Source organism: Saccharopolyspora endophytica (assembly GCF_018070075.1).
Lineage (GTDB): Bacteria > Actinomycetota > Actinomycetes > Mycobacteriales > Pseudonocardiaceae > Saccharopolyspora > Saccharopolyspora endophytica.
The window spans coordinates 186,651-209,574 of record NZ_JAGPXE010000012.1; the positions used below are offsets into that span (position 1 = coordinate 186,651).

General features: G+C 70.4%; 18 protein-coding genes. 6 read left to right on the top strand and 12 right to left on the bottom strand.

Features of this window, described 5'->3' with window-relative positions; all coding sequences use genetic code 11:
* The first annotated feature begins 67 nt into the window (after window positions 1-67).
* Window positions 68-1,402: an MFS transporter gene (locus KBO27_RS25445; RefSeq protein WP_210972391.1), complete on the top strand. Its 1,335-nt coding sequence runs from the start codon at window positions 68-70 to the stop codon at window positions 1,400-1,402.
* A gap of 66 nt (window positions 1,403-1,468) precedes the next feature.
* On the opposite strand, the gene KBO27_RS25450 is transcribed toward KBO27_RS25445, so the two are convergent.
* On the bottom strand, window positions 1,469-2,161 hold the full coding sequence (locus KBO27_RS25450) for a GntR family transcriptional regulator (RefSeq protein WP_307870608.1): 693 nt from the start codon (window positions 2,159-2,161) through the stop codon (window positions 1,469-1,471).
* A 123-nt stretch (window positions 2,162-2,284) separates the two neighbouring features.
* Between KBO27_RS25450 and KBO27_RS25455 the strand changes: the two genes are divergently transcribed.
* Complete coding sequence (locus tag KBO27_RS25455; RefSeq protein ID WP_210972392.1) at window positions 2,285-3,838, top strand: thiamine pyrophosphate-binding protein; 1,554 nt, start codon at window positions 2,285-2,287, stop codon at window positions 3,836-3,838.
* Here the strand turns inward: KBO27_RS25455 and KBO27_RS25460 are convergent.
* Together KBO27_RS25460 and KBO27_RS25465 are read right to left on the bottom strand one after the other, a co-directional pair.
* Window positions 3,827-4,894 (bottom strand): Ldh family oxidoreductase, encoded by a 1,068-nt coding sequence (locus KBO27_RS25460; protein ID WP_210972393.1) that lies wholly within the window; start codon window positions 4,892-4,894, stop codon window positions 3,827-3,829. The genes KBO27_RS25455 and KBO27_RS25460 overlap by 12 nt on opposite strands.
* 38 nt (window positions 4,895-4,932) lie before the next feature.
* Window positions 4,933-5,676 carry a ribonuclease activity regulator RraA gene (locus KBO27_RS25465; protein WP_210972394.1) on the bottom strand — a complete coding sequence of 248 codons (744 nt, stop codon included), beginning with the start codon at window positions 5,674-5,676 and terminating at the stop codon, window positions 4,933-4,935.
* A gap of 132 nt (window positions 5,677-5,808) precedes the next feature.
* On the opposite strand from KBO27_RS25465, the gene araD reads away from it, so the two are divergent.
* Together araD and KBO27_RS25475 are read left to right on the top strand one after the other, a co-directional pair.
* Entirely contained in the window at window positions 5,809-7,539 is a 1,731-nt protein-coding gene (gene araD / locus KBO27_RS25470) for an L-arabinonate dehydratase (protein ID WP_210972395.1), read from the top strand.
* Window positions 7,540-7,556: 17 nt separating this feature from the next.
* Window positions 7,557-8,459: a dihydrodipicolinate synthase family protein gene (locus tag KBO27_RS25475; protein WP_210972396.1), complete on the top strand. Its 903-nt coding sequence runs from the start codon at window positions 7,557-7,559 to the stop codon at window positions 8,457-8,459.
* Here the strand turns inward: KBO27_RS25475 and KBO27_RS25480 are convergent.
* From KBO27_RS25480 to KBO27_RS25510, 7 genes are all read right to left on the bottom strand, one after another.
* Window positions 8,453-8,974, bottom strand: coding sequence for a hypothetical protein (locus KBO27_RS25480; protein WP_210972397.1), 522 nt, complete (start codon window positions 8,972-8,974; stop codon window positions 8,453-8,455). The two genes, KBO27_RS25475 and KBO27_RS25480, sit on opposite strands and share 7 nt — an antisense overlap.
* Window positions 8,975-9,242: 268 nt before the next feature.
* Window positions 9,243-12,620: a pyruvate carboxylase gene (locus KBO27_RS25485; RefSeq protein WP_210972398.1), complete on the bottom strand. Its 3,378-nt coding sequence runs from the start codon at window positions 12,618-12,620 to the stop codon at window positions 9,243-9,245.
* A 342-nt stretch (window positions 12,621-12,962) separates the two neighbouring features.
* A complete protein-coding gene (gene recG / locus KBO27_RS25490) occupies window positions 12,963-15,194 on the bottom strand; it encodes an ATP-dependent DNA helicase RecG (RefSeq protein ID WP_210972399.1) in 2,232 nt (743 codons plus the stop codon).
* 39 nt (window positions 15,195-15,233) lie between these two features.
* Window positions 15,234-15,692: a hypothetical protein gene (locus tag KBO27_RS25495; protein ID WP_210972400.1), complete on the bottom strand. Its 459-nt coding sequence runs from the start codon at window positions 15,690-15,692 to the stop codon at window positions 15,234-15,236.
* Window positions 15,693-15,802: 110 nt separating this feature from the next.
* Window positions 15,803-16,759: a DUF1648 domain-containing protein gene (locus tag KBO27_RS25500; protein ID WP_210972401.1), complete on the bottom strand. Its 957-nt coding sequence runs from the start codon at window positions 16,757-16,759 to the stop codon at window positions 15,803-15,805.
* Window positions 16,756-17,103, bottom strand: coding sequence for a GntR family transcriptional regulator (locus KBO27_RS25505; RefSeq protein ID WP_210972402.1), 348 nt, complete (start codon window positions 17,101-17,103; stop codon window positions 16,756-16,758). The genes KBO27_RS25500 and KBO27_RS25505 overlap by 4 nt, the downstream gene beginning before the upstream one ends.
* A gap of 91 nt (window positions 17,104-17,194) precedes the next feature.
* Window positions 17,195-18,754, bottom strand: a complete 1,560-nt coding sequence (locus KBO27_RS25510; protein ID WP_210972403.1) for a DAK2 domain-containing protein — start codon at window positions 18,752-18,754, stop codon at window positions 17,195-17,197.
* A gap of 291 nt (window positions 18,755-19,045) precedes the next feature.
* Between KBO27_RS25510 and rpmB the strand changes: the two genes are divergently transcribed.
* A complete protein-coding gene (gene rpmB / locus KBO27_RS25515; protein WP_132625373.1) occupies window positions 19,046-19,237 on the top strand; it encodes a 50S ribosomal protein L28 in 192 nt (63 codons plus the stop codon).
* Window positions 19,238-19,496: 259 nt separating this feature from the next.
* On the opposite strand, the gene KBO27_RS25520 is transcribed toward rpmB, so the two are convergent.
* The gene (locus KBO27_RS25520) at window positions 19,497-20,171 is read right to left on the bottom strand and encodes a uracil-DNA glycosylase (protein WP_210972404.1); all 675 of its coding nucleotides are present in this window, start codon (window positions 20,169-20,171) and stop codon (window positions 19,497-19,499) included.
* Window positions 20,172-20,530: 359 nt separating this feature from the next.
* Here KBO27_RS25520 and KBO27_RS25525 point away from each other — a divergent pair, with 359 nt between their 5' ends.
* Window positions 20,531-21,862 carry an MFS transporter gene (locus KBO27_RS25525; RefSeq protein ID WP_210972405.1) on the top strand — a complete coding sequence of 444 codons (1,332 nt, stop codon included), beginning with the start codon at window positions 20,531-20,533 and terminating at the stop codon, window positions 21,860-21,862.
* A 68-nt stretch (window positions 21,863-21,930) separates the two neighbouring features.
* On the opposite strand, the gene KBO27_RS25530 is transcribed toward KBO27_RS25525, so the two are convergent.
* Window positions 21,931-22,920: a thiamine-phosphate kinase gene (locus KBO27_RS25530; protein ID WP_210972406.1), complete on the bottom strand. Its 990-nt coding sequence runs from the start codon at window positions 22,918-22,920 to the stop codon at window positions 21,931-21,933.
* Window positions 22,921-22,924 lie beyond the last annotated feature (4 nt).

Sequence of the window (22,924 nt, forward strand, 5' to 3'; positions counted from 1 at the left end):
TTGACCCTGTAACGCAGCTCACCTAGCGTGGGATATGAGATATCATGCGTCACGACGGGGTGGTTGCATGCACGAACCCGCCATGTCCACTGCGGCCCCGAAGCAGTCCACCGGCAAGCGGTCCCAGATCCGGTGGTTGATGGTCGTCCTGGTCGCCCTGGCCACCGCCATCGCCTACATCGACCGCGCGAACCTCAGCGTCGCAAGCGATTCCATGCAGCAGGAGCTCCAGTTCTCCGACGAGCTCAAGGGCGTCATGCTGTCGTCGTTCTTCTGGACCTACGCGATATTCCAGCTCCCGGGAGGCTGGCTCGTCGACCGCTACGGCCCGCGAGCGCTCTACGCGATCGCGGTCGTGTGGTGGTCGATCGGCACCGCGGCCACCGCGCTCACCAGGGGCTTCGCCGGGGTGATCGGGTGCCGGCTGGTGCTGGGCGTCGGCGAGGCCCCGGTGCAGTCGGCCAACGCCCGGGTGGTGTCGGAGTGGTTCCCGCGCAAGGAGCGGGCTTTCGCGTCGTCCATCTTCGACACCGGCTCGGAGTTCGGCAGCGCGCTGTCGGTCCCGCTGGTGACGTTGCTGATCGCGCTGGTCGGCTGGCGCGGCTCGTTCGTGGTCACCGGAGCGCTGGGCCTGGTCTGGGTCGTGGCGTGGCTGCTGATCTACCGCTCGCCGCGCAAGCAGAAGTGGGCCAACCAGGCCGAGGTCGACTACATCGAGCAGGGCGGCGGCCGCACCGAGGAGAAGGAGCTCGGCGACGCGGGCAAGCAGCCGATGAAGTGGCGCGACCTGTTCCGCTACTCGACGACCTGGGCGCTGGTGGCCGGCTACACCTGCCGCGGCGTGATCATCTACTTCTTCATCACCTGGTACCCGGACTTCCTGGTCAACCAGCAGGGCTTCTCACTGCTGGAACTGGGCCTGTTCGGGGCGATCCCGGGCCTGGCGGCGATGGTGGCGAACTGGCTGGGCGGGTTGTTCTCCGACTGGCTGGTGCGGCGCGGGACTCCGCTGGCGATGGCCCGCAAGATCCCGCTGGTGATCGGCATGGTCGGTGCGTCGACGATCGCGCTGGCCTCGATCGCGCCGAATCCGGCGTGGGCGCTGGTGTTCCTCACCCTGTCCTACTGCAGCGCGGCGGTGTCCACGGGCGCGCTGCTGTCGCTCCCGGCGGACGTGGCCCCGACCCCGCGCAACGTGGCGTCGCTGACCGGCGTGCAGAACTTCGGTTCGCAGCTGGGCGGGATCATCGGGCCGATCGTGATCGGCTTCCTGCTGGGCACCGGGCAGTTCGCCTACGTGTGGCCGCTCGTGTTCGCCGGGGCGATGTGCGTGCTGGGCGCGTTCTTCTACGCCTTCGTGGTGCAGGTCAAGCCCTTGGACGAGCAGAGACCGATGTTCTGAGCGCGACTCGTGCTGCGCGGCGGTGCCTGTTCACGGCGCCGCCGCGCACGCAGCTCGGAAAAGCCCTCAGGACTCGGCCTTCTCGGCCGATTCGAGGTTGGTCAGGGACTGCTGGACGTGCTCGCTCACGAGGCGTTCGGCTTCGTCGGCGTTGCCGTCGTTGACCGCGGCCAGGATCTCGGCGTGCTCGACGAACTCCTCGCGCCAGGTGGGCCAGCGGTCCCACAGCAGGTTCACCACGCCCAGCGCGGTGAGGTCCTGCAGGTCGTCGAGCTGGTTGATGACCAGGCCGTTGCCGCAGCCGGAGTACAGCGATCGGTGGAAGCGGCGGTTGGCCATGCTCAGGGCGTGGTTGTCGCCCGCGCTGAGCAGCCCGGCGGCCTCGTTGAGCGCGTCCTGCGCGCGGTGGACCACGTCGGGTGAACCGGCGGTGGTGGTCATCTTGGCGGCCCACGGTTCGAGCAGCCTGCGGACCTCGTAGACCTTGCGGACGTCTTCGAGCGAGAGCTTGCGGACGGTGATGCCCTTGTTCGGCACCACCGTGACCAGACCGGTGTGGGCCATGCCGATCAGGGCCTCGCGCACGGGCGTCTTCGACACGCCGAGCAGTTCCGACAGGCGCCGCTCGACCAGCGTCTCGCCCGGGCGCAGCTCACCGGCCAGGATCGCGTTGCGGATGGAGTCCGCGACCAGGTCGGTGCGGCTGGCGGGCCCGCTGAGGGGACGCAGTCCGGAGGAATCACTGGCCAGCTGTGTCACACCTCCGATGATATATCAAGCCGTTCCGACACACCCGAGCGACCAGCGGATTCCCCGCCTGCCGCACAGCTTGATGTATGATATACCAACATCGCCGACGGATCGGACAGCTGCGAGGAACTCATGCGTACAGTCGCCCAGGCCGTGGCCCGCGTGCTCGCCGACGCGGGAGTCGAACACGGCTTCACCGTGCCCGGGGAATCGTTCCTGGGCTTGCTCGACGCGTTCGCCGAAGCACCGGAGCTGACACTGGTCTCGACGCGGCACGAGAGCGGCGCGGCGTTCATGGCCGAGGCGTGCGGCAAGCTGCGCGGCGTCCCCGCCGTGGCGATGGCGAGTCGGGGCCCCGGCGCGACGAACCTGTCCATCGGCGTGCACACCGCCCGGCAGGACCACACCCCGATGGTGGTGCTGCTCGGGCAGGTCCCCTCCACCAAGCTGGGCCGGGAGAGCTTCCAGGAGGTCGACCTCGCGGCGATGTTCGCCCCGCTGGCCAACTGGGCATGCCAGCCCACCTCGGCCGCCGAGGTCCCGGGCGCGGTCGCCGAGGCGCTCGCGCGGGCGACCGGACCGCGCCCGGGGCCGGCCGTGGTGGCGGTGCCCAGCGACTTCTGGGACGAACCCTTCCCCGGCCCGCTGCCGGTTCCCGAGCCGCCGCCCGCCGAGGCTCCCGACGTCGCCGCCGCGGCCGAACGGCTCGGTGCCGCGCGCAGTCCCGTGGTGATCACCGGAGCACGTGATCCCGCGAGCCACCGCGAGCTGGTCGTGACCGCCGAGGAGCTCGGACTCCCGGTGTACACGGGTTTCCGGCGGCAGGACGCCTTCCCCGAGGACCACCCGCACTTCGCCGGCCACCTCGGCCTGTCGGTGCCGGACGCTCAGCTCAAGGCGTTGGAGAACGCCGACGTGGTGCTGACGGTGGGAATGCGGCTCGACGAGGTGACCAGCCAGGGTTTCCGGTTCCCGCTACCCGAGCAGGACCACCTGCGGTTGCCGCCCTCGGCGCTCGCCGAGCTGCGCGCGAAGACCCCGGGGCGACGGCGCGACCTCTCGGCCGCCCACGCGGCGGTGCGCGAGTTCATGACCCCACCGGAACTCGACGCCACTTCCGCTCCGCACCCGACCGAGGTGGTGCGCGAGCTGCGGCGGCTCGCTCCGCGCGACGCGGTGGTCACCAACGACGCAGGCAACTTCTCCGGATTCGCCCACCGCTACTGGTGCTTCACCGAACCGCGCACGCAGCTCGGCCCGTGCAACGGGGCGATGGGCTACGCGGTCCCCGCAGCGGTGGCGGCGAAGCTCGTCGCGCCGGAGCGCACCGTGCTCGCGATGGTCGGCGACGGCGGCGCGCTGATGACCGGCCAGGAGATCGAAACGGCCGTGCGGCATGAGGCGCCCGTGGTCGTGGTGGTGTTCCAGAACGGCCTGTACGGCACGATCGCGCTGCACCAGGTCAAGAGCAACCGCCCGATGTCCGCGGTGGACATCGGAACGGTGGACTTCGCGGGCTGGGCGCGGAGCCTCGGCGCCGCCGGGCACACCGTCGACGCGCGCGACCAGCTGGAGCCGGCGATCAGGAGCGCGCTGGCCGAGGACCGGCCGTGCGTGCTGGACGTGCGCATCGACCCCGACGTGCTCACCGCAGACGCACGGCTGGCGGACTTCTTAGAGAGCTGACTCCACTCCCGCGCGTTGGGCGACGCCGCGCAGCTGCTCGACGAGGGTGTCCGGCATCGGAATCCCGTCCCGGCGACGGACTTCCCGTGAGGCGGCTTGCGGATCTCCCGCCACCAGAACGGGTTCGTCCGGGTTCAGCGGTGGTGTCGCGTGGAGCCGGTCGATGGCGTCGTCGAGGTCGTCCTCGAACTCGCCGGGTGGGCGGAACCCGCTCGGGTCGAGCGCGAGGAAGAAGTGCCCGATGTTGTGGGGATCCTCGGGTTTCCGACTCGCCGGGAACGCGCCGCCGCACAGCGTGGCGGCCAGGACGTGGGCCATCATGCTCAGCCCGTAGCCCTTGTGCGAACCCATCTCGGGTGTTCCACCGAGCGGGGTGAGTCCGCCGATGTCGTCGTTGCGGAGGATGCCGAGCGCCCGGTGCGCGTCGGTCACCGGCTGGGCGTCCTCGTCGACCACCCAGCCCTCGGGGAGGGATTCGCCGTGGAAGTCGTAGACCTTGACCTTGTTGACGGCGGCCGTGGTGGTGGCGATGTCGAGCAGGAAGTGGGGATTGCGCCGGGCGGGCGCGGCGAAGCCGATCGGGTTGGTGGCCAGCATCGGCACCACCGATCCCGTGGGCGGCGAGGCGGGCAGGTTCGCCGAGCTGGTGACCAGTCCGACCAGTCCCTGCCTCGCGGCCATCTCGGCGTAGTGACCGGCCGCGCCGAAGTGATGCGAGTTGACCACCGAGACCACGCCGACGGTGCCGGTCCTCGCCTTGTCGATGGCCATGCGCATGGCGAACTCACCGGCCGGGTGCCCGATGCCGCCGTGGGCGTCGACCAGCGCCGATGCGGCGCTCTCGCGCACGACGGTGGGTCTGGCGCGCAGGTCGATCCTGCCCTCGGCGCGGAACTGCTCGTAGGTCATGAGCATCGACACGCCGTGCGAGTCGATGCCGGCCAGGTCCGTCTCGGCCATCACCTCGGCGGTGGTCTCGGCCAGGTCGCGGTCCATGCCCCACGCGGCGAGGACGTCGACGATCAGCGTGCGCACTGCCTCGGCGGAAACCCGCACCTCGCTCCTCCTCGCACTCGCGTCAGCTCGCAAGTCGTTCACCGCCAGGGGTTTTCGGCGGCCCACGCCTCGTACTCGGCGCGGGTGGCCTCGTCCGGTGGGTACGTGCCGCGCAGCGGACGTCCGGATTCCACTTTGGAGAGGACGAAGGCTTCGAGATGTTCTTGCGCGGCAGCCGCTTCGGCGACCTCCTCGGCCAGGTGCCGCGGGAGGCACACGACGCCGTCGCAGTCGCCGACGAGCACGTCGCCCGGGTAGACGGCGACCTCGCCGCAGCCGATGGGCACCTGCATGTCCACCGCGTGGTGCTGGATCAGGTTGGTGTTGGCGGACGGGTTCCTCGCGAACGTCGGCATCTCCAGCGTCGCGAAGCCGTCCGAGTCGCGCACCGAGCCGTCGGTCACCACGCCCGCGCAGCCGCGGTGCAGCAGCCGGGTCGCCAGGATGTGACCGAGCGAAGCGGCGCGCTGCTGCCCGCGCGAGTCGATGACCAGGACCTCGCCGCTGCCCACCGATTCGACGGCCTTGCGCTGCGGGTGGTCGTAGTCCTGGAACACCGACAGCACGTCGACGTCCTCCCGCGCCGGGATGTAGCGCAGGGTGAACGCGACGCCGACCATGTTCGCCTGCGCCGGGTTCAGCGCCCTCAGGCCCTGCATGAACTGGTTGCGCAGGCCGCGTGAGAGCAGCTGCGTCGTGATGGTCGCCGTGCTGGCGTGGCGCAGCGCCTGCAGGGTCCTCTCCGGCAGCGGATCGTGAGCCTTGACCGAGGTGTCCACCATGTTCGACCCTTCGCATCGTCGGACATCTGAGATATCATATACCGCATCCGCAACACCCGGCCCGCTCACGACACCGACCAGTCAAGTCACGCGAACGACGAAGTTCCAGACACCGGAAGGGGGCTCGCCGGCATGTCCCGTCCCAGGCTCACCGCCGAGCAGCTGCGCAGTCACCGCTGGTTCGGCGTAGACACCATGCGCTCGTTCGGGCACAAGTCCCGCGCCAAGCAGATGGGCTTCGACGCCGAGGACTACTCGGGCAAGCCGGTGATCGGCATCGTCAACACCTGGAGCGACATCAACCCGTGCCACACGCACTTCCGGGAGCGCGCCGAGGACGTCAAGCGCGGTGTCCTGCAGGCGGGCGGGTTCCCGCTGGAGCTGCCGGCGATGTCGCTGTCGGAGCCCTTCCAGAAGCCGACCACGATGCTCTACCGGAACATGCTCGCGATGGAGACCGAGGAGCTGCTGCGCTCCTACCCCGTCGACGGCTGCGTGCTGATGGGCGGCTGCGACAAGACCACACCGGGCCTGATCATGGGAGCGACCAGCGTCGACGTGCCCTCGATCTTCCTGCCCGCCGGCCCGATGCTCAAGGGGCGGTGGAAGGGCGTGACCCTCGGCAGCGGCTCCGACACCTGGAAGTACTGGGCGCAGCGCCGCGCGGGGACCCTCGGCGAGCGGGAGTGGGGCGAGATCGAGGACGGCATCGCCCGGTCACCGGGGCACTGCATGACGATGGGCACCGCGTCGACGATGACCGCCGCCGCCGAGGCGCTGGGGCTGACGCTGACCGGCGGTTCCTCGGTCCCCGCCGCGTTCTCCCACCACCCGCAGCTGGCGGTGGCCACCGGACGCCGGATCGTCGACCTCGTCTGGGAGGACGTCACCCCGCGCGAGGTCCTGACGCGGGAGGCCTTCGAGAACGCCATCGCGGTGGTGATGGCGATGGGCGGTTCCACGAACGCGGTGATCCACCTGGTGGCCATGGCGGGTCGCGCCGAGGTCGACCTCCCGCTGGAGGTCTTCGACGACCTCTCCCGCGCGGTCCCGGCGCTGGCCAACATCCGGCCCTCCGGCGAGTACCTGATGGAGGACTTCTACGACGCGGGCGGCCTGCGCGGGCTGATGGCCGAGCTCGGCGAGCTGCTGCACCGCGAGGTGATCACCGTCAACGGCCGCACGCTCGGCGAGAACCTCGAAGGCGCCGAGATCCACGACACCGACGTGATCCGCCGCCGCGACGCCCCGCTGACCGAGCAAGGCGGGCTGGCCGTGCTGCGCGGTTCGCTGGCGCCCGATGGCTGCGTGATCAAGACCAGCGCGGCCAGCCCGGAACTGCTGCGGCACCGGGGCAGGGCGATCGTGTTCGACTCCTACGACGACATGGAGGCCCGCATCGACGCCGAGGACCTCGACGTCGATGCGAACTCGGTGCTGATCCTGCGCGGCGCGGGTCCGCTGGGCGGGCCGGGCATGCCGGAGTGGGGCATGCTGCCGATCCCGAAGAAGCTGCTGCGACGAGGGGTTTCGGACATGGTCCGGATCTCCGACGCGCGGATGAGCGGCACCAGCTACGGCACCTGCGTGCTGCACGTGGCGCCGGAGTCGGTCGCGGGCGGGCCGCTGGCGCTGGTGCGCGACGGCGACGTCGTCGAGCTCGACGTGCCCGGACGCCGGCTCGACCTGCACGTCGACGCAGAGGAGCTGGAGCGCAGACGCGCCGGGTGGACGCGGCCGGAGCCGGTCTTCTCGCGCGGCTACGGCAAGTTGTTCGCCCAGCACATCACCCAGGCCGACAAGGGCTGCGACTTCGACTTCCTCGAAGGCACCGGCGGCGCACCCGAACCGGCGATCCACTGACGCGAGCGGAGGCGAGGATGTCCACCAGCGTCGACGCGCTGCGCGGGGTCACCGCGATCACCGTGACCCCGTTCGACGGCACGGGCGCACCCGACTGGTCCGGCTACGAGGCGATCGTGGCGCGGATGGGTGCGGCCGGGGTCCACGTGATCACGCCCAACGGCAACACCAGCGAGTTCTACGCGCTGTCCCGCCAGGAGTGGCAGCGGGCCAACGAGGTCACCATCGCCGCCGCCGGCGACTCGGTGGTGATGCCCGGCATCGGCTACGACATCGCCACCGCCCAGGACATGGCGGTGGCGGTGCAGCAGCTCGGCGCGCCGCTGGCCATGCTGCACCAGCCGGTGCACCCGCACCAGTCGGTGGCCGGGTGGGCGGCCTACAACCGGCTGATCGCGCAGTCCGCGCCAGGACTCGGTTTCGTGCTCTACGTCAAGGATTCCCGCATCGGCGCCGACGCGCTGGGCTCCCTGTTCGACGCGTGCCCCAACGTGGTCGGCATCAAGTACGCGGTCGCCGACCCGCTGCGCTTCGGCGAGATCTGCGCCGCCCTCGGCCCCGACCGGGTGGCCTGGTCCTGCGGGCTCGCCGAGCGGTGGGCGCCGTCGTTCTGGCCGCTGGGCGCGGCCGGTTTCACCTCGGGTGGCGTCAACGTCGCACCGAGGCTCTCGCTGGACTACCTGTTGGCCCTGCGCAGCGGAGACCAGGCCGAGATCCGGAGGCTGTGGTCGCTGATCGCCCCGTTCGAGAAGATGCGGGCCGAGGACGCCACCGCCTGCAACGTGGCGGTGGTCAAGGAGGCCCTGTCCCAGCAGGGGCTGTGCGGCGCGGGGGTCCGGCCACCGGCCGGTGGCCTGTCCTCGCAGCAGCGCGAACAGGTCACCGGCATCCTGGCGTCCTGGTCGGAGGCCGGTTACTGACCGTCGATCCGGACGAACGCCTGGGCCGAGGAGGCCCAGCGGTAGTGCTCGGTGTGGCCCTGGCCGGTGTCGTAGTCGTTGATCCACACGGCGATGTCGTGGTGGAACACTTGGAACTCCTCCGGCACCTGGGTCCACACCGGCGGGCTGACAACGGTTCCCAGCGTGCGCGGCGCGGTGCCGCCCGGGTCCGTGGTCATGCCGATCAGCGCCCGGGAGTACTCGGCGTCCCGCGGCCCGCACTCGATCAGGATCAGGGCGTCCTCGACCCCTTCGCCGGTGACGTCGGCGTAGCCGATCGGCTTGTCCGGGGCGAAGCGGTAGACCCGGTCTCCGGCTTCACCGGCTCCGTCGGCGAACGAAACCACCTGGCTCGGACACGACCCCACCTGCGGGACCTCGAATTCGGCGTTGTGCCAGTCGACCTGCTGCACGTCAGCCGCAGCCGCACCGCTCCCGGCGATCAGCCCCGCGGCCACGAGCGCCCACGCGCTCGCCATGACCCGCTCGCGCATGACGTCCCCCTGTCTCGATCGCGTCGTAGTCCGCTGCCGAAGACACGGACTCCCAACGCGATCCAGTTGCCACCCCTCCCCGCATTCACCAGATCGGATGAAGGACGTTCCACCTCCGGCCCCGCGCGCCCTCGACCGTTCGAATTTCGCGCGAAATTCGAACGCCGAAGTTCGGGCTCGAACTTCGCGCGAAATTCGAATGCCGTGAACGGAACGGGCCGCCTCCCGTGGGGGAAGCGGCCCGTTGCGGGGGTCCGGCGTTGTGGGGTCAGCCGAGTTCGATGATGAGGTCTCCACCCTCGACCTGCTGCACCGCGCCGATGGCGAGGCGCTTGACCTGACCGCCCTGCGGGGCGGTGATGGCGGCCTCCATCTTCATCGCCTCGATCGTCGCGACCGTCTGGCCCGACTCGACGGCGTCACCTTCGGCGACCGCGAGGGTGACCACACCGGCGAACGGGGCGGGGACGTGGCCCGGGTTGGAGCGGTCGGCCTTCTCCGCGACCGGCAGGTCGCTGGCCACCGAGCGGTCGCGCACCTGGATGGGCCGCAGCTGCCCGTTGAGCACCGCCATCACGGTGCGCATACCGCGCTCGTCGGGTTCGCTGATCGCCTCCAGCCCGATGAGCAACCGCACGCCGGGCTCCAGGTCCACCGAGTACTCCTCCCCCGGCTTGAGGCCGTAGAAGAAGTCCTTGCTGCGCAGCAGCGAGGTGTCGCCGTAGGCGTCGCGGTGGTCCTGGAACTCCTTGGTGGGCTTGGCGAACATCAACCGGTTGAGCGTGTTGCGCCGGTCGTTGACCAGCCCGTCGCGATCTTCGGTCGACAGTTCGGCGATCTTGCGGGTGGTGGTGCGGCCTTCCAGCGCGCGGGTCCGGAACGGCTCCGGCCAGCCGGCCGGCGGGTCCCCCAGTTCACCCTGCAGGAAGCCGATCACCGAGTCGGGGATGTCGAACTTGCGCGGCTCGGCCTCGAAGTCGGCCGGGTCGACGCCCGAACCCACCAGGTGCAGGGCGAGGTCGCCGACGACCTTGGAGGACGGGGTGACCTTGACCAGCCGGCCGAGGATCCGGTCGGCCGCGGCGTACATGGCCTCGATCTCCTCGAACTTGTCGCCGAGACCGAGCGCGACCGCCTGGGTGCGCAGGTTGGACAGCTGACCGCCGGGGATCTCGTGGGAGTACACGCGGCCGGTCGGCGAGGCCAGGCCCGCCTCGAAGGGCTGGTAGATCTTGCGCACCGACTCCCAGTAGGGCTCCAGGTCGCACACGGACTGCAGGTCCAGACCGGTGGTGCGCTCGGTGTAATCGGTCGCGGCGACCAGCGACGACAGCGCGGGCTGCGAGGTGGTTCCGGCCATCGACGCGGTCGCCGCGTCCACGGCGTCCACACCGGACTGGATGGCGGCCATGTAGGTGGCCAGCTGCCCGCCCGCGGTGTCGTGGGTGTGCAGGTGGACCGGGAGGCCGAACTCGTTGCGCAGCGCGGAGACCAGCGTCGCCGCCGCAGGCGCGCGCAGCAGTCCCGCCATGTCCTTGATGGCCAGCACGTGCGCGCCCGCCTCGACGATCTGCTCGGCGAGCCGCAGGTAGTAGTCCAGTGTGTACAGCTTCTCGTCCGGATTGGACAGATCAGCGGTGTAGCACAGCGCGACCTCGGCGACGGACTTGCCGGTGTTGCGCACGGCTTCGATGGCCGGGCGCATCTGCTCGACGTCGTTGAGCGCGTCGAAGATCCGGAAGATGTCGATGCCGGTGTCGGTGGCCTCCTGCACGAAGTGCTCGGTCACCTCCGTCGGGTACGGCGTGTAGCCGACGGTGTTGCGGCCGCGCAGCAGCATCTGCAGGCAGATGTTGGGGATGGCCTCGCGGAGCTTGGCCAACCGCTCCCACGGGTCCTCGGCGAGGAACCGCAGCGCGACGTCGTAGGTGGCGCCGCCCCAGCACTCCACCGACAGCAGGTCCGGCGTCATCCGCGCCACGTGCGGCGCGACGGCCAGCAGGTCCTTGCTGCGCACTCGGGTGGCCAGCAGCGACTGGTGGGCGTCGCGGAAGGTGGTGTCGGTGACGCCGACGTTGTTGGCCTCGCGCATCCAGCGCGCGAAGCCCTCCGGGCCGAGCTCGGTGAGCTTCTGCTTCGAGCCGGGCAGCGGGGTGGCCGTCAGGTCGACCTCGGGGAGCTTGAAGCTCGGGTCGGCCGCGCTCGGGCGCGCCCCGTTGGGCCGGTTGACGGTGACGTCGGCGAGGTAGTTGAGCAGCCGGGTGCCGCGGTCGGCGGAGTGCCGGGCGGTGAGCAGCTGCGGGCGCTGGTCGATGAACGAGGTGGTGACGCGGCCTTCGGCGAAGTCGTCGTCGTCGAGCACGGCCTGCAGGAACGGGATGTTCGTGGAGACACCGCGGATCCGGAACTCGGCGAGGGCGCGGCGGGCGCGACCCACGGCGGTCTGGAAGTCGCGGCCCCGGCAGGACAGCTTGACCAGCATCGAGTCGAAGTGCGCGCTGATGCTGGTGCCGGCGAAGGCGGTGCCGCCGTCGAGGCGGATGCCCGCGCCGCCCGGCGAGCGGTAGGCGCTGATCATGCCGGTGTCGGGCCGGAACCCGTTGGCCGGGTCCTCGGTGGTGATGCGGCACTGCAGGGCGGCGCCGCGCAGCTGGATCTTGTCCTGGGTCATGCCCAGGTCCTCCAGCGACTCGCCACCGGCGATGCGCAGCTGCGACTGGACCAGGTCGGCGTCGGTGACCTCTTCGGTGACCGTGTGCTCGACCTGGATGCGCGGGTTCATCTCGATGAAGACGTGGTTGCCGCGCTCGTCGACGAGGAACTCGACGGTTCCGGCGTTGACGTAGCCGATCTTGCGGGCGAAGGCGACCGCGTCGGCGCAGATCCGCTCCCGCAGCTGCGGGTCGAGGTTCGGTGCCGGGGCGATCTCGATGACCTTCTGGTGGCGCCGCTGCACCGAGCAGTCGCGCTCGAAGAGGTGCACGACGTTGCCGTGGCTGTCGGCGAGGATCTGGACCTCGATGTGCCGCGGGTTGACCACGGCCTGCTCCAAGAACACCGTCGGGTCGCCGAAGGCGGACTCGGCTTCGCGCATGGCGGCTTCGAGCGCCTCGCGCAGCCCGGAGGGGTCGTCGACGCGGCGCATGCCGCGACCGCCACCACCGGCGACGGCCTTGACGAAGACCGGGAAGGTCATCTGCTCGGAGGCGGCCAGCAGTTCGTCGATGTCCCGGGACGGCGCCGAGGAGTCCAGCACCGGTACGCCGGCTTCGCGCGCGGCGGCCACGGCGGTGGCCTTGTTGCCGGTCATCTCCAGGATCTCCTGGCGCGGACCCACGAACGTGATGCCTGCTTCGTGGCACGCACCGGCCAGCTCGGGATTCTCGGAGAGGAAGCCGTAGCCCGGGTAGACCGCGTCGGCTCCCGCCTGGCGCGCGGCCTGGATGATCTCGTCGACGGACAGGTAGGCCCGGACCGGGTGGCCGGGTTCGCCGATCTCGTACGACTCATCGGCTTTCAGGCGGTGCAGCGAGTTGCGATCTTCGTGCGGGAAGACCGCGACGGTCCCCGCTCCCAGCTCGTAGGCGGCGCGAAAAGCGCGAATCGCGATCTCGCCGCGGTTGGCGACGAGCACCTTGCGGAACATGCCGGCTCCCTCGGATAACAGGCGTCGGTCGGTGTGAGTGACACTACCGCGAAAATTCCCCTCAACGGGAGAACCTGTCAGGTGACGAAGACCTCGGCACCCCTCATGACCAGCCCAAACGCGTGAAGTGCACAAGCTGTAGCGGAAAGAAAATCATGACTTCTTTCCTGTCGCAGAACTTTCGATCGTCTATTCGAAGCCTGGAGGTCACCTCGCGGCCATCCGGAGGACAGCAATGGGCGGTTCTGACCCGAACCGCTCGGACGGCGTGTCGCATTTGCCCGGTCGGTTCAGAGCAAAACTGCCCAGCATCCGGGAAATTCACGTCCTACCGGAAGACGATCACGACTTTTCGAGGTACTCCGCGCGCTCGTCGTCGACGACCTCGGCCACCATCCGGGCCAACCCCGGGTGCTCCCGCAACTCGGGATCCGCGGCGACGAAGCGGTCCGCCTCCTCGCGCGCCTGCGCGATCACGTCCTCGTCGCGCAACAGCGACAGCATCTTCAAACCGGACTTGCGACCCGACTGCGCCGCGCCCAGGATGTCGCCCTCCCGGCGCAGCTCCAGGTCCAGCCGCGCCAGCTCGAAACCGTCGGTGGTGGAGGCGACCGCGTCCAGCCGCTCGCGCGTCGTGGTGCCGCCCATGGCCTCGGTGACCAGCAGGCACAGCCCCGGAGCGCTGCCCCGGCCGACCCGGCCGCGCAGCTGGTGCAGCTGCGACACGCCGAACCGGTCCGCATCCATGATCACCATGACGGTCGCGTTGGGAACGTTGACGCCGACCTCGATCACCGTGGTCGCCACCAGCACGTCCAGCTCACCCGCGGCGAAGGCGCGCATCACCGCTTCCTTGTCGTCGGCGGCCAGCCTGCCGTGCAGGATGCCCAGCCGCAGACCCGACAGCGGCCCGGCCGCCAGCTGCTCGGCGACGTCGATCACCGCGACCGGCGGGCGCCGCTGCTCACCACCGTCGTCCGGCGGCGGCTCCTCGCCGTCACCGTCATCCACAGTGGACTTCTTGGACTTCTTGCCCTTGCCCGAGCTCTCCTCGTCGTCACCGATGCGCGGGCACACCACGTAGACCTGGTGACCGGCGGCGACCTCCTCGTGGATGCGCGCCCACGCCCGGTCCAGCCACGCCGGCTTCTCGGCCACCGGCACCACGCTCGTGCTGATCGGGGAACGGCCCTGCGGGAGCTCGCGCAGGGCAGAGGTCTCCAGATCGCCGTAGACCGTCATCGCCACCGTGCGCGGGATCGGCGTCGCCGTCATCACCAGCACGTGGGGCGCGGTCTCCTCGCCCGCGCGGGCGCGCAGGGCGTCGCGCTGCTCGACGCCGAAGCGGTGCTGCTCGTCGACCACGACCAGCCCCAGATCGGCGAAGGACACCTTGTCCTGGATCAACGCGTGCGTGCCGACGACGATCCCCGCCTCGCCGGAGGCCGCCTCCAGCATCGCCTTGCGCCGCTGCGCGGTGTTGAGCGAACCGGTCAGCAGCGTCACCCGCGTCGCGTTCTCCGCCCCGCCCAGCTCCCCGGCCATGGCCAGGTCGCCGAGCAGTTCGCGCAGCGAACGCGCGTGCTGCGCGGCCAGGACCTCGGTGGGCGCCAGCATCGCCGCCTGCCGCCCGGCGTCGACCACCTGCAGCATCGCGCGCAGCGCGACCACCGTCTTGCCGCTGCCCACCTCGCCTTGGACCAGGCGGTTCATCGGGTGCTCGGTGCCGAGGTCGGTGGCGATCTGCTCGCCGATCTCCTGCTGGCCCCGGGTCAGCTCGAACGGCATCCGCTCGTCGAAGGCCACCCGCACCCCGTCGTCGCGGCGCTCGCACACCGGCGCCGGATGCGACTTGGTGTTGCTGCGCCGCTGCGCCAGCGTGAGCTGCACGGCCAGCGCCTCGTCCCACTTGAGCCGGTCCTGCGCCGCGGCGACCTCGCCGAAGTTCTGCGGCAGGTGGATCTTGCGCAGCGCTTCCTCCAGCACCGACATGCCCAGGCGCTCGCGCAGCTCCGTGGGCAGCGGGTCGTCGGTCCCGTCCCACACGTCCAGCACCTGCTTCACGCAGCGCGCGATCGACCACGACGGCAACCCCTGCGCCGACGGGTAGACCGGCAGCAGCGCGCTCGCGAACTCCTCGGCGACGGCCCCGACGTCGGTGGCCTCCGAGTCGAACAGCTGGTACTCGGGGTGCGCGAGCTGGAGCTGCTCGCGGAAGGCGGTGACCTTGCCCGCGAACATGCCGCGCTTGCCGGGGATCAGCTCCCGCTCGCGCCACGCCTGGTTGAAGAACGTGCACGACAGCGACCGGTGCCCGTCGGTGATGCGGGCCTCGACGATCGTGCCGCGGCGGGACTTCATGGTGCGCTTGGTGACCCGCTCGACCTTGGCCAGCACGGTCGCGTGCTCGCCGAGCTCCAGCCCGGCGATCGCGGTCAGCTCCCCGCGCTCGGCGTAGCGGCGGGGGTAGTGCCGCAGCAGATCCCCGACGGTGACCAGGCCCAGCGCAGACTCGAGCGCCTTGCCGGTCTTGGCACCCAACAACCGGTCGAGCTTCGCGTCCAATGTGGTCACTGCAAGTCCTCCGCCTGCGTACTCGGATGGCACCGCAAGCTACTCGGCGGCACCGACGGTTTCCCGGCCGCCGACCCGCCAGCCGGCCCACGCCACCGGCAGCGCGCCGAGCAGCAGCCAGCCCTCACCGGACAGTTCGGTGGCGTCGCGGAAGTCCGGCGCGTCCAGGTTGGCGATCGTGGTCAGCACGACGGTCCCCAGCATCACCCAGCCGAACACCGCCATCACGGCCGCGGCCAGCGCGGTGGCGCGCTCGCGCAGCACCCCGCGCAGCACCAGCGCGCTCCACACCGCGGCGACCACCAGCCACCACACCAGCTTGCCGACCAGGAAGTCGCGCAGCGAGCTCGAACTCTCGGGTGATCCGGTGGAGGTCCACTCCACGGCGATGGGCTCGGGCAGCCGCGCGCCCACCAGCAGCGGCACGGCGACCATCAGCACGGCCACGGACAGCGTCCAGCCGGCGATCAACCACACGTACCGGCTCCGGATGCGCACTGCTGTCTCCCGCGTCACTTGATGACTCGGTTCGAGGTTAGCGGCACCACCGGTGATCACCGCCGACCACCCGGGACGACGCGCGGGCGTGACGGGGAGGTCGGGCGTGCTCACATCGCCGAGCGCTCCGCGAGCAGCGCGTTGACCAGATCCGCCCCGCGATCGGGCTTGTCCACGCTGATGACGAAGTCGCGCCCGGACTTCAGGCGCAGCACCAGGCATTCGCCGCCGCGCAGCATGATCGCGGTGGTGGCAGGAAGGACCCGGTAACCCCAGCCGCCGACCTCCAGAGCGCGGTGGTGGGCGACCCGGGCGCTGCTGATCTGCTCCAGCCGGATCCGGCGCACCGGGAAGCGCTGCGGGCCGAACGCGGCGCGCACGCCCTGCTCGTCGACGCGGATCCGCACCGTCGACACCGCTGACACGACGATTCCCGCGAGCAGCGCGGGCAGCGCGACCTGCCAGCCGGTCAGGACGAGCATCCCCACGCCCACCAGCACCCCGGCGGCTCCGACGACGACGAGGACCCGGCTGGACACCGAGGAGATCCACACCGCTCGGCGACCCGGTTCGAGGTCGAGCCCGGCGGCGCTCCCGGTCTCGTCGGATTCGGCTCCGGGCTCGTCAGGACCCCGGTTGCCGACCAGCCAGCCGGCGAAGCCCGCCACCGCCGCCCCCGCCAGCACGGGAAGCACGTGCCACATCGGCAACCGGGTGTCCTGCCAGGCGGTGTGGTCGAGGTTCGTCCACAGCGTCGAGGCCGTGATGCCCCCGAAGAAGGCGGCCACCGCACCCAGGAACGCCGCCGAACCCGCCCGGTGCGCCCGGCGTTCGCCCACCGCTCCCACGACCACCGCGAACACCGCGAACAGCAACCACCCCGGCAGCACGACCAGCGGGAACGCCGCCAGGGACGTGGAACCGTCGGGAACGCCGGAGCCGCTGAAGTGGGTGGCGATCGGGTCCGGGAGCCGACCGCGCAGCAGGACCATCGGCAGGACCAGCGCGACGGTCACCAGCACCGTCCACGCGATCGACAGGACCAGGAATGCCTTGCGGTGGTTCACGATTCCTCCTCGATCCACCGCGTCAGGTCGGCGGTGGTGAAGCCCCGGCGCCGCGCCTCGGCCACCAGGTCGCGCAGCTGGGCGCGCAGCCCCGTCTCCGGGTCGGGACGCCGCAGCACGGTCACCCCTCGGCCGCGGCGGAACTCCAGCAGTCCCTCGGCGCGCAGTTCGCGCAGCGCTCGCAGCACGGTGTTGGCGTTGATGCTCATCGCGTCGGCCAGGTCGCGGGCGGGCGGCAGCCGGTCGCCCGGCTCGACCTCCCCGTCGGCGATGGCGCGCCGGATCGCATCGGCGGCCTGCTCGTGCAGCGGCCGCCCGTCCTCGATGTCCAACGTGAGCAACATGGTGCGAATGACACTAGCACCATCCGGTTCATCTCAGAACCGGGCACGACGAACGAGGGGAACCCGGAGGTCCCCCGCACGCGGAGCGGAACTACTCGATGCCGATCAGCAGCAGCGAGTCCAGAGCACCCGCCGGGTAGCTGGCCATCTCCACCTCGGGGTGGGCGCGGCGCAGGTGAGCCGACAGCTCCCCGGGCAGCTCGGGTGGGGTGTTGTCGCCGATGAGCGCGGTGGCCAGCTCGCCACCGGCGGTGAGCATCCGGGTCAGCAGCTGCCGCGCGGTGGTGGTCAGGTCTTCGCCGATGAGCACGACCTCCCCGTCGATCAGACCGAGGATGTCGCCGGGACGGCACCGACCGACCCAGGTCAGGGCCTCGGCGTCGGCGACGTAGAGCTCACCGCGACGGGTCGCCGCGGCGGCCTCGGCCATCGCGACCTGGTCGTCGGCGCGCCGCCGGTGCGGATCGTGCACCGCCAGCGCGGCCAGCCCCTGCACCGGCGACGCGGTCGGCACCACCACGACCTCGGGCCCCTCGCCGGACCGGCCGGCCACGGCCCGCTCCACGACCAGAGCCGTGTCCAGGTCGTTGGGCAGCACGACCACGTGACCGGCACCCGTGCCGACGATCGCCTCCCGCAGCTCCGCCGGGACCGGGATCGAGCCGGTGACCAGCACATCGGCGCCCTCAGCGGCGAAGACCTCGCCGAGCACGTCCCCCGGCACGCACGCCAGCACCGCCACGTCGCGGGCGTAGGCGGCCTGCTGATCGGCGAAGCGCGTCACCTTGATCCGGTGCACCCTGCCGGTCTCGACGCCCGCCTCGATCGCTCCCCCGATGTCGTCGCAGTGCACGTGGACCGCCCAGGCGTCGGCCCCGTCACCGACGACCGACACGCAATCGCCCAGACCTCCCAGCCGCCCGCGCAGCGACTCGGCCCGCTCCGCGTCGGTGTCGGCCAGCAGGTACATGACCTCGTAGTCGAAGCTCGACTCGTGCTCCAGCAGGTCCGACTCGGCGGGCACCGGCGAGTTCGGGGCCAGCCACTCGCCGTCGACGACGACCGCGTGCAGCGCGTCGAGCAGGATCACCAGACCTCGCCCGCCCGCGTCGACGACGCCCGCCTCCGACAGCACCGGCAGCTGCGCGGGCGTGGCGGCCAGCGCGTCGATCGCCGCGCGCGTCGAGGAGCGCACCACCTCGGCGAGGTCCTCGGAGTGCTGCGCACCGCGGGCGGCGGCGCGCAGCACCGACAGCACGGTTCCCTCCTGCGGCTCGGCGACGGCCCGCCGGGCCAGCTCGTCGGCTCGCCGCAGGGCCTCCCGCCACGCCACGCCGTCCGCGGTCTCGGCGTCCCGCAACTGCTCGGCCACACCCCTGATGGCCTGCGACAACAGCATCCCGGAGTTCCCGCAGGCGCCGCCGAGGGCGCCCTTGGCCAGCGCCGCGAACACACCGCCGAGGGTGTCCGGGGCGACCTCGTCGAGGGTGCGCACCGCCGCGCGCATGGTCTGCAGCAGGTTCGTCCCGGTGTCGCCGTCGGCGACCGGGTAGACGTTGATCCGGTCGATCGCCTCGCGCTCGGCCGACAGCGCCGACATGGCCAGGTCCGCCCAGCGGCGGGCAGTCGCCGCGCTCAGCGTCCGCAACACCCGGGAACCTCCCACGCACGTTAGGATCGGTCGCAGCCGAGACTATCCGCAGGCGGCGCCCTCACGGTGCTCCGCCGCACATCGGCCCCCGGCTCGGGAGCAGCCGGTGGCCGTGGGCTAGACTCATCGGGTCCCAGGGTGGCGATGACCCCGGGCAACCGGGTTCTCCGGGCTCAGTCCGCCGCACGGCGGTGAGCAGGAAGCGCTCCCGCAATGCCTCTCCGATTCGGCGTGGCACGACAGCGGAGCTCTCATCGCTGTAACCGTCAAGCAAAGTAAGGGGTGTCTGACGTGGCTGCCGTCTGCGACGTCTGTGGCAAGGGACCAGGCTTCGGCAACTCGGTCTCGCACTCCCACCGGAAGACCAAGCGCCGGTGGAACCCGAACATTCAGACCGTGCACGCCAAGATCGGTCTGTCCCAGCGCAAGCGCATGAACGTGTGCACCTCCTGCATGAAGGCAGGCAAGGTCGCCCGCGGCTGAGGATGTGTTCCTAGCTAGGAGCCCCGAGGTGATAGAACCTCGGGGCTTTCTGCTGCTCGGGCCAGGAGTCGAGCTCGTCAGGCAAGCGCCGCAGGCGCTTCATCCGCGCCCCACCTGAGCAACCGGCACCGCCGCGGGTTCTCAGACGTCTTCTGGGGAGGACAGCCGCAGCGCCGTGTAGTGGACATCGGATCCCGGAGCCAGAAGGCGTCTGAGGTTCCGCCACCCGCACCGCTGAGCAGCAGGACCACTGACGAGCTCAGGGCAGCTTCCAGTCGATGGGTTCCCAGCCCTTGCGCTGCAGGATCTCGTTGGTCCGGCTGAAGGGCTTCGATCCGAAGAACCCGCGGTCGGCCGACATCGGGCTCGGGTGGGGCGACTCGACGCACTCCACGCCGGGCATGAGCGGCCGCAGGTCGCGGGCGTCGCGTCCCCACAGGATCGCCACCAGCGGCTCGTCGCGAGCGGCCAGGGCCTTGATCGCCTGCGCGGTGACCTGCTCCCAGCCCTTGCCGCGGTGCGAGCCGGGTTTGCCGGGGCTGACCGTGAGGGCGCGGTTGAGCAGCAGCACGCCGCGCTCGGTCCAGGGCGTGAGGTCCCCGCTGGAGGGCTTCGGGTGACCGAGGTCCTCGCTGTACTCGCGGAAGATGTTGACCAGGCTGCGCGGCGGCGCGACGCCCTGGGCGACCGAGAAGCTCAGCCCCACCGGATGACCGGGCGTCGGGTACGGGTCCTGGCCGACGATGAGCACGCGCACGTCGTGGAACGGCTGCTGGAAAGCGCGCAGCACGTTCTCCGGCGCCGGCAGGTAGGTGCGGCCCTCGGCGACCTCGGAACGCAGGAAGGCGCCCATCGACGCGATCTGATCCGCGACCGGCGCGAGCGCCTCCGCCCAGCCGGCTTCAACGGTTTCGTGCAGGGGACGTGCTGCCATGCCGAGCAGGTTAGCGATCGGCATCGTGGGCCTCACGCACAGCCCCACAACCACTCGTCAGTGGCACACGTCACATACCGATGAAGTAACGGTGATCGCGACCTTGCCCACATGCGTAATCGGAACTACTCCGAAAGAGCCATTTTCGCCCGTCATCGCGGAAATGCACTCGTCACATCAGTGACACTCCGGGAGCAGGTTTCGGCACTTCGAACGTGCGGTGGCGCATAAAGCAAATAACGTGGGAATGCTCGATGTCGCGCTTTTGGTGGCCTCCCCCTGGCCACTCGGCTAGGTTCTGGCGAAGTTCCAAAACGACCACGGCCGTGGAGACAACACCCGGAGGTGGGCCGCATCTCATGACTTCTCAGGAAACCGCCGAATCAGAGTCCGAGCAGAAGTCGTTGCTGCGTCGAGCGGTCGGCGCAGCCGCAATCGGTAACTGCACGGAGTGGTACGACTTCGGCGTCTACGCGTACGTGGCCGCCTATGTCGGCCACCAGTTCTTCCCCGGTCCGTGGGAGACCGTCTCCGCGTTCGGCGTCTTCGCCATCTCCTTCCTGTTCCGCCCGCTGGGCAGCCTGTTCTTCGGCCCGCTCGGCGACCGGATCGGCAGGCAGAAGGTCCTCGCGGTGACGATTCTGCTGATGTCGGGCTCGACGTTCGTCATCGGTCTGCTGCCGACCTACGGCACCATCGGCATCTTCGCGCCGATGCTGTTGCTGCTGTGCCGGTTGTTGCAGGGCTTCTCCACCGGTGGCGAATACGGAGGTGCGGCGACCTACATCGCCGAGTACGCCCCCGACCGCAAGCGCGGCTTCTGGGGCAGCTGGCTCGAATTCGGCACCCTCGTCGGATTCGGACTCGGCGCGCTGGTGCCGACCATCCTGATCCTCACGCTGGACAGCACTTCCATGGAGACGTGGGGCTGGCGCATTCCGTTCCTGATCGCCGGTCCGCTCGGCGGCGTCGGTCTGTACCTGCGGTCCAAGCTGGAGGACACCCCGGCGTTCAAGCAGCTGGAGAACACCCACCAGGTCGCCAAGTCCCCGCTGCGGGATCTGGTCCGCGAGTGGTGGCGCCAGCTGCTGATCCTCATGGGCATCGTGATCCTGATCAACGTCGCCAACTACACGATCCTGACCTACATGGAGACCTACCTCTCGGACACGCTCAACGTGCCCGACGGGCAGGAGCACCAGGTGCTGGTCCCGCTGCTGCTGACGGTCGCGTTCATGATGTGCATCATCACGCCCGTCGGCGCGCTGTCGGACCGCATCGGCCGGAAACCGCTGTTCATCTCGGCGGCCATCTGCTTCCTGGTGCTGCCGATCCCCGCGTTCTGGCTGATCGGTCAGGGAACGGTGCTGACCACCATCCTCGGGCTGGCGCTGCTGGCCGTCGGTCACGTGCAGCTGATCGGGCCGCTGGCCGCGACGCTGCCGGCGATGTTCCCGACCAAGGTCCGCTACGCGGCCTTCTCGGTCGGCTATAACATCTCCACTGCCGTCTTCGGTGGCACTGCGCCACTGGTCAACGACGCCGTCGTGACCAACACCGGCAACAGCTACTTCCCCGCCTTCTACCTGATGGGCGCGGCACTGATCGCCTTGGTGCCGATCCTGCTCATGAAGGAGACCGCGAGGAAGCCGCTGATGCAGGACGCCCCCGCGGCGGCCCCGGCGAGCTGACTGCGCCGAACCCACCACATGCGAGGACGCCCCCTGGTTCATCCGGGGGCGTCCTCCTTTTTTCGCCCCTACCGCCAGTGCTCCCAGCCGGTGGGGCCTTCGTAGTCCTTGCCGTCGATGGTCACGCCCGAACCCTCCGCGACCACGCCGATCTCGCGGAAGTCCGGCGGCAGCGGGCGGTTGGCGGGGAAGGTCGCGATCAGGGCCTGGTCCTCACCGCCGGTGAGCACCCAGTGGCGCGCGTCGGCCCCCAGCGCGGAGGCGACCTCGGTGAGCCGCTGCGGGATCTCGACCTGCTCCAGGCGGAGGTCGATGGCGACCTTCGAGGCAGCGGCGATGTGGCCCAGGTCCGCCAGCAGCCCGTCGGAGGTGTCCACCATGGACGTGGCCCCGGCGACGGCGGCCTGCGGTCCGGCGCCGTAGGGCGGTTCGGGCACGCGGTGCGCGCCGACGACGGCGACCGGGGAGCGGAATCCTCGCCCCAGGACGGCTAACCCCGCCGCCGACCAGCCGAGCCTGCCCGCCACCGCGACGACGTCCCCCGGACGCGCGCCGGAGCGGGTGACGGGTTCCCTGCCCTGCAGGTCGCCGAGGGCTGTGATCGAGATCGTCAGTGACGGCGACGACACCATGTCGCCGCCGACGATCCCGATCCCGGCCTGCTGCGCCTCTTCCCACATGCCGTCGGCGAGCTCGTCGACCACGGTCGCGGGCGTGTCGGGCGGGCAGCCGAGGCCGACCAGCAGACCCGTGGGCACCGCGCCCATGGCATTGATGTCGGAGAGGTTCACCGCGACCGCTTTGCGGCCCACCTGGTGCGGTGTGGACCAGTCGAAGCGGAAGTGGACTTGTTCCACCAGCACATCGGTGCTGGCCACCACGCGACCGTCGGGAGCGGCCAGCACGGCGGCGTCGTCACCCGGGCCGAGGAGCGTGCCCGGCGACTGATGACGACCAGCTGTCACTCGATCGATGAGATTGAACTCACCCACCTGGGAAATGGTCTGTGGTTCCTGGGACGAGTCAGGACCCAACTGGGACCTTCCTTCCTTGAGCATCAGC

Bases quoted from the DNA above. Each gene is read 5' to 3' on its own strand.
- KBO27_RS25445 (WP_210972391.1), top strand. From the start codon at position 68: ATGCACGAACCCGCCATGTCCACTGCGGCCCCGAAGCAGTCCACCGGC.
- KBO27_RS25455 (WP_210972392.1), top strand. From the start codon at position 2,285: ATGCGTACAGTCGCCCAGGCCGTGGCCCGCGTGCTCGCCGACGCGGGA.
- KBO27_RS25465 (WP_210972394.1), bottom strand. From the start codon at position 5,676: ATGGTGGACACCTCGGTCAAGGCTCACGATCCGCTGCCGGAGAGGACC.
- araD (WP_210972395.1), top strand. From the start codon at position 5,809: ATGTCCCGTCCCAGGCTCACCGCCGAGCAGCTGCGCAGTCACCGCTGG.
- KBO27_RS25475 (WP_210972396.1), top strand. From the start codon at position 7,557: ATGTCCACCAGCGTCGACGCGCTGCGCGGGGTCACCGCGATCACCGTG.
- KBO27_RS25480 (WP_210972397.1), bottom strand. From the start codon at position 8,974: ATGCGCGAGCGGGTCATGGCGAGCGCGTGGGCGCTCGTGGCCGCGGGG.
- KBO27_RS25485 (WP_210972398.1), bottom strand. From the start codon at position 12,620: ATGTTCCGCAAGGTGCTCGTCGCCAACCGCGGCGAGATCGCGATTCGC.
- KBO27_RS25505 (WP_210972402.1), bottom strand. From the start codon at position 17,103: ATGTTGCTCACGTTGGACATCGAGGACGGGCGGCCGCTGCACGAGCAG.
- KBO27_RS25520 (WP_210972404.1), bottom strand. From the start codon at position 20,171: ATGGCAGCACGTCCCCTGCACGAAACCGTTGAAGCCGGCTGGGCGGAG.
- KBO27_RS25525 (WP_210972405.1), top strand. From the start codon at position 20,531: ATGACTTCTCAGGAAACCGCCGAATCAGAGTCCGAGCAGAAGTCGTTG.
- KBO27_RS25530 (WP_210972406.1), bottom strand. From the start codon at position 22,920: ATGCTCAAGGAAGGAAGGTCCCAGTTGGGTCCTGACTCGTCCCAGGAA.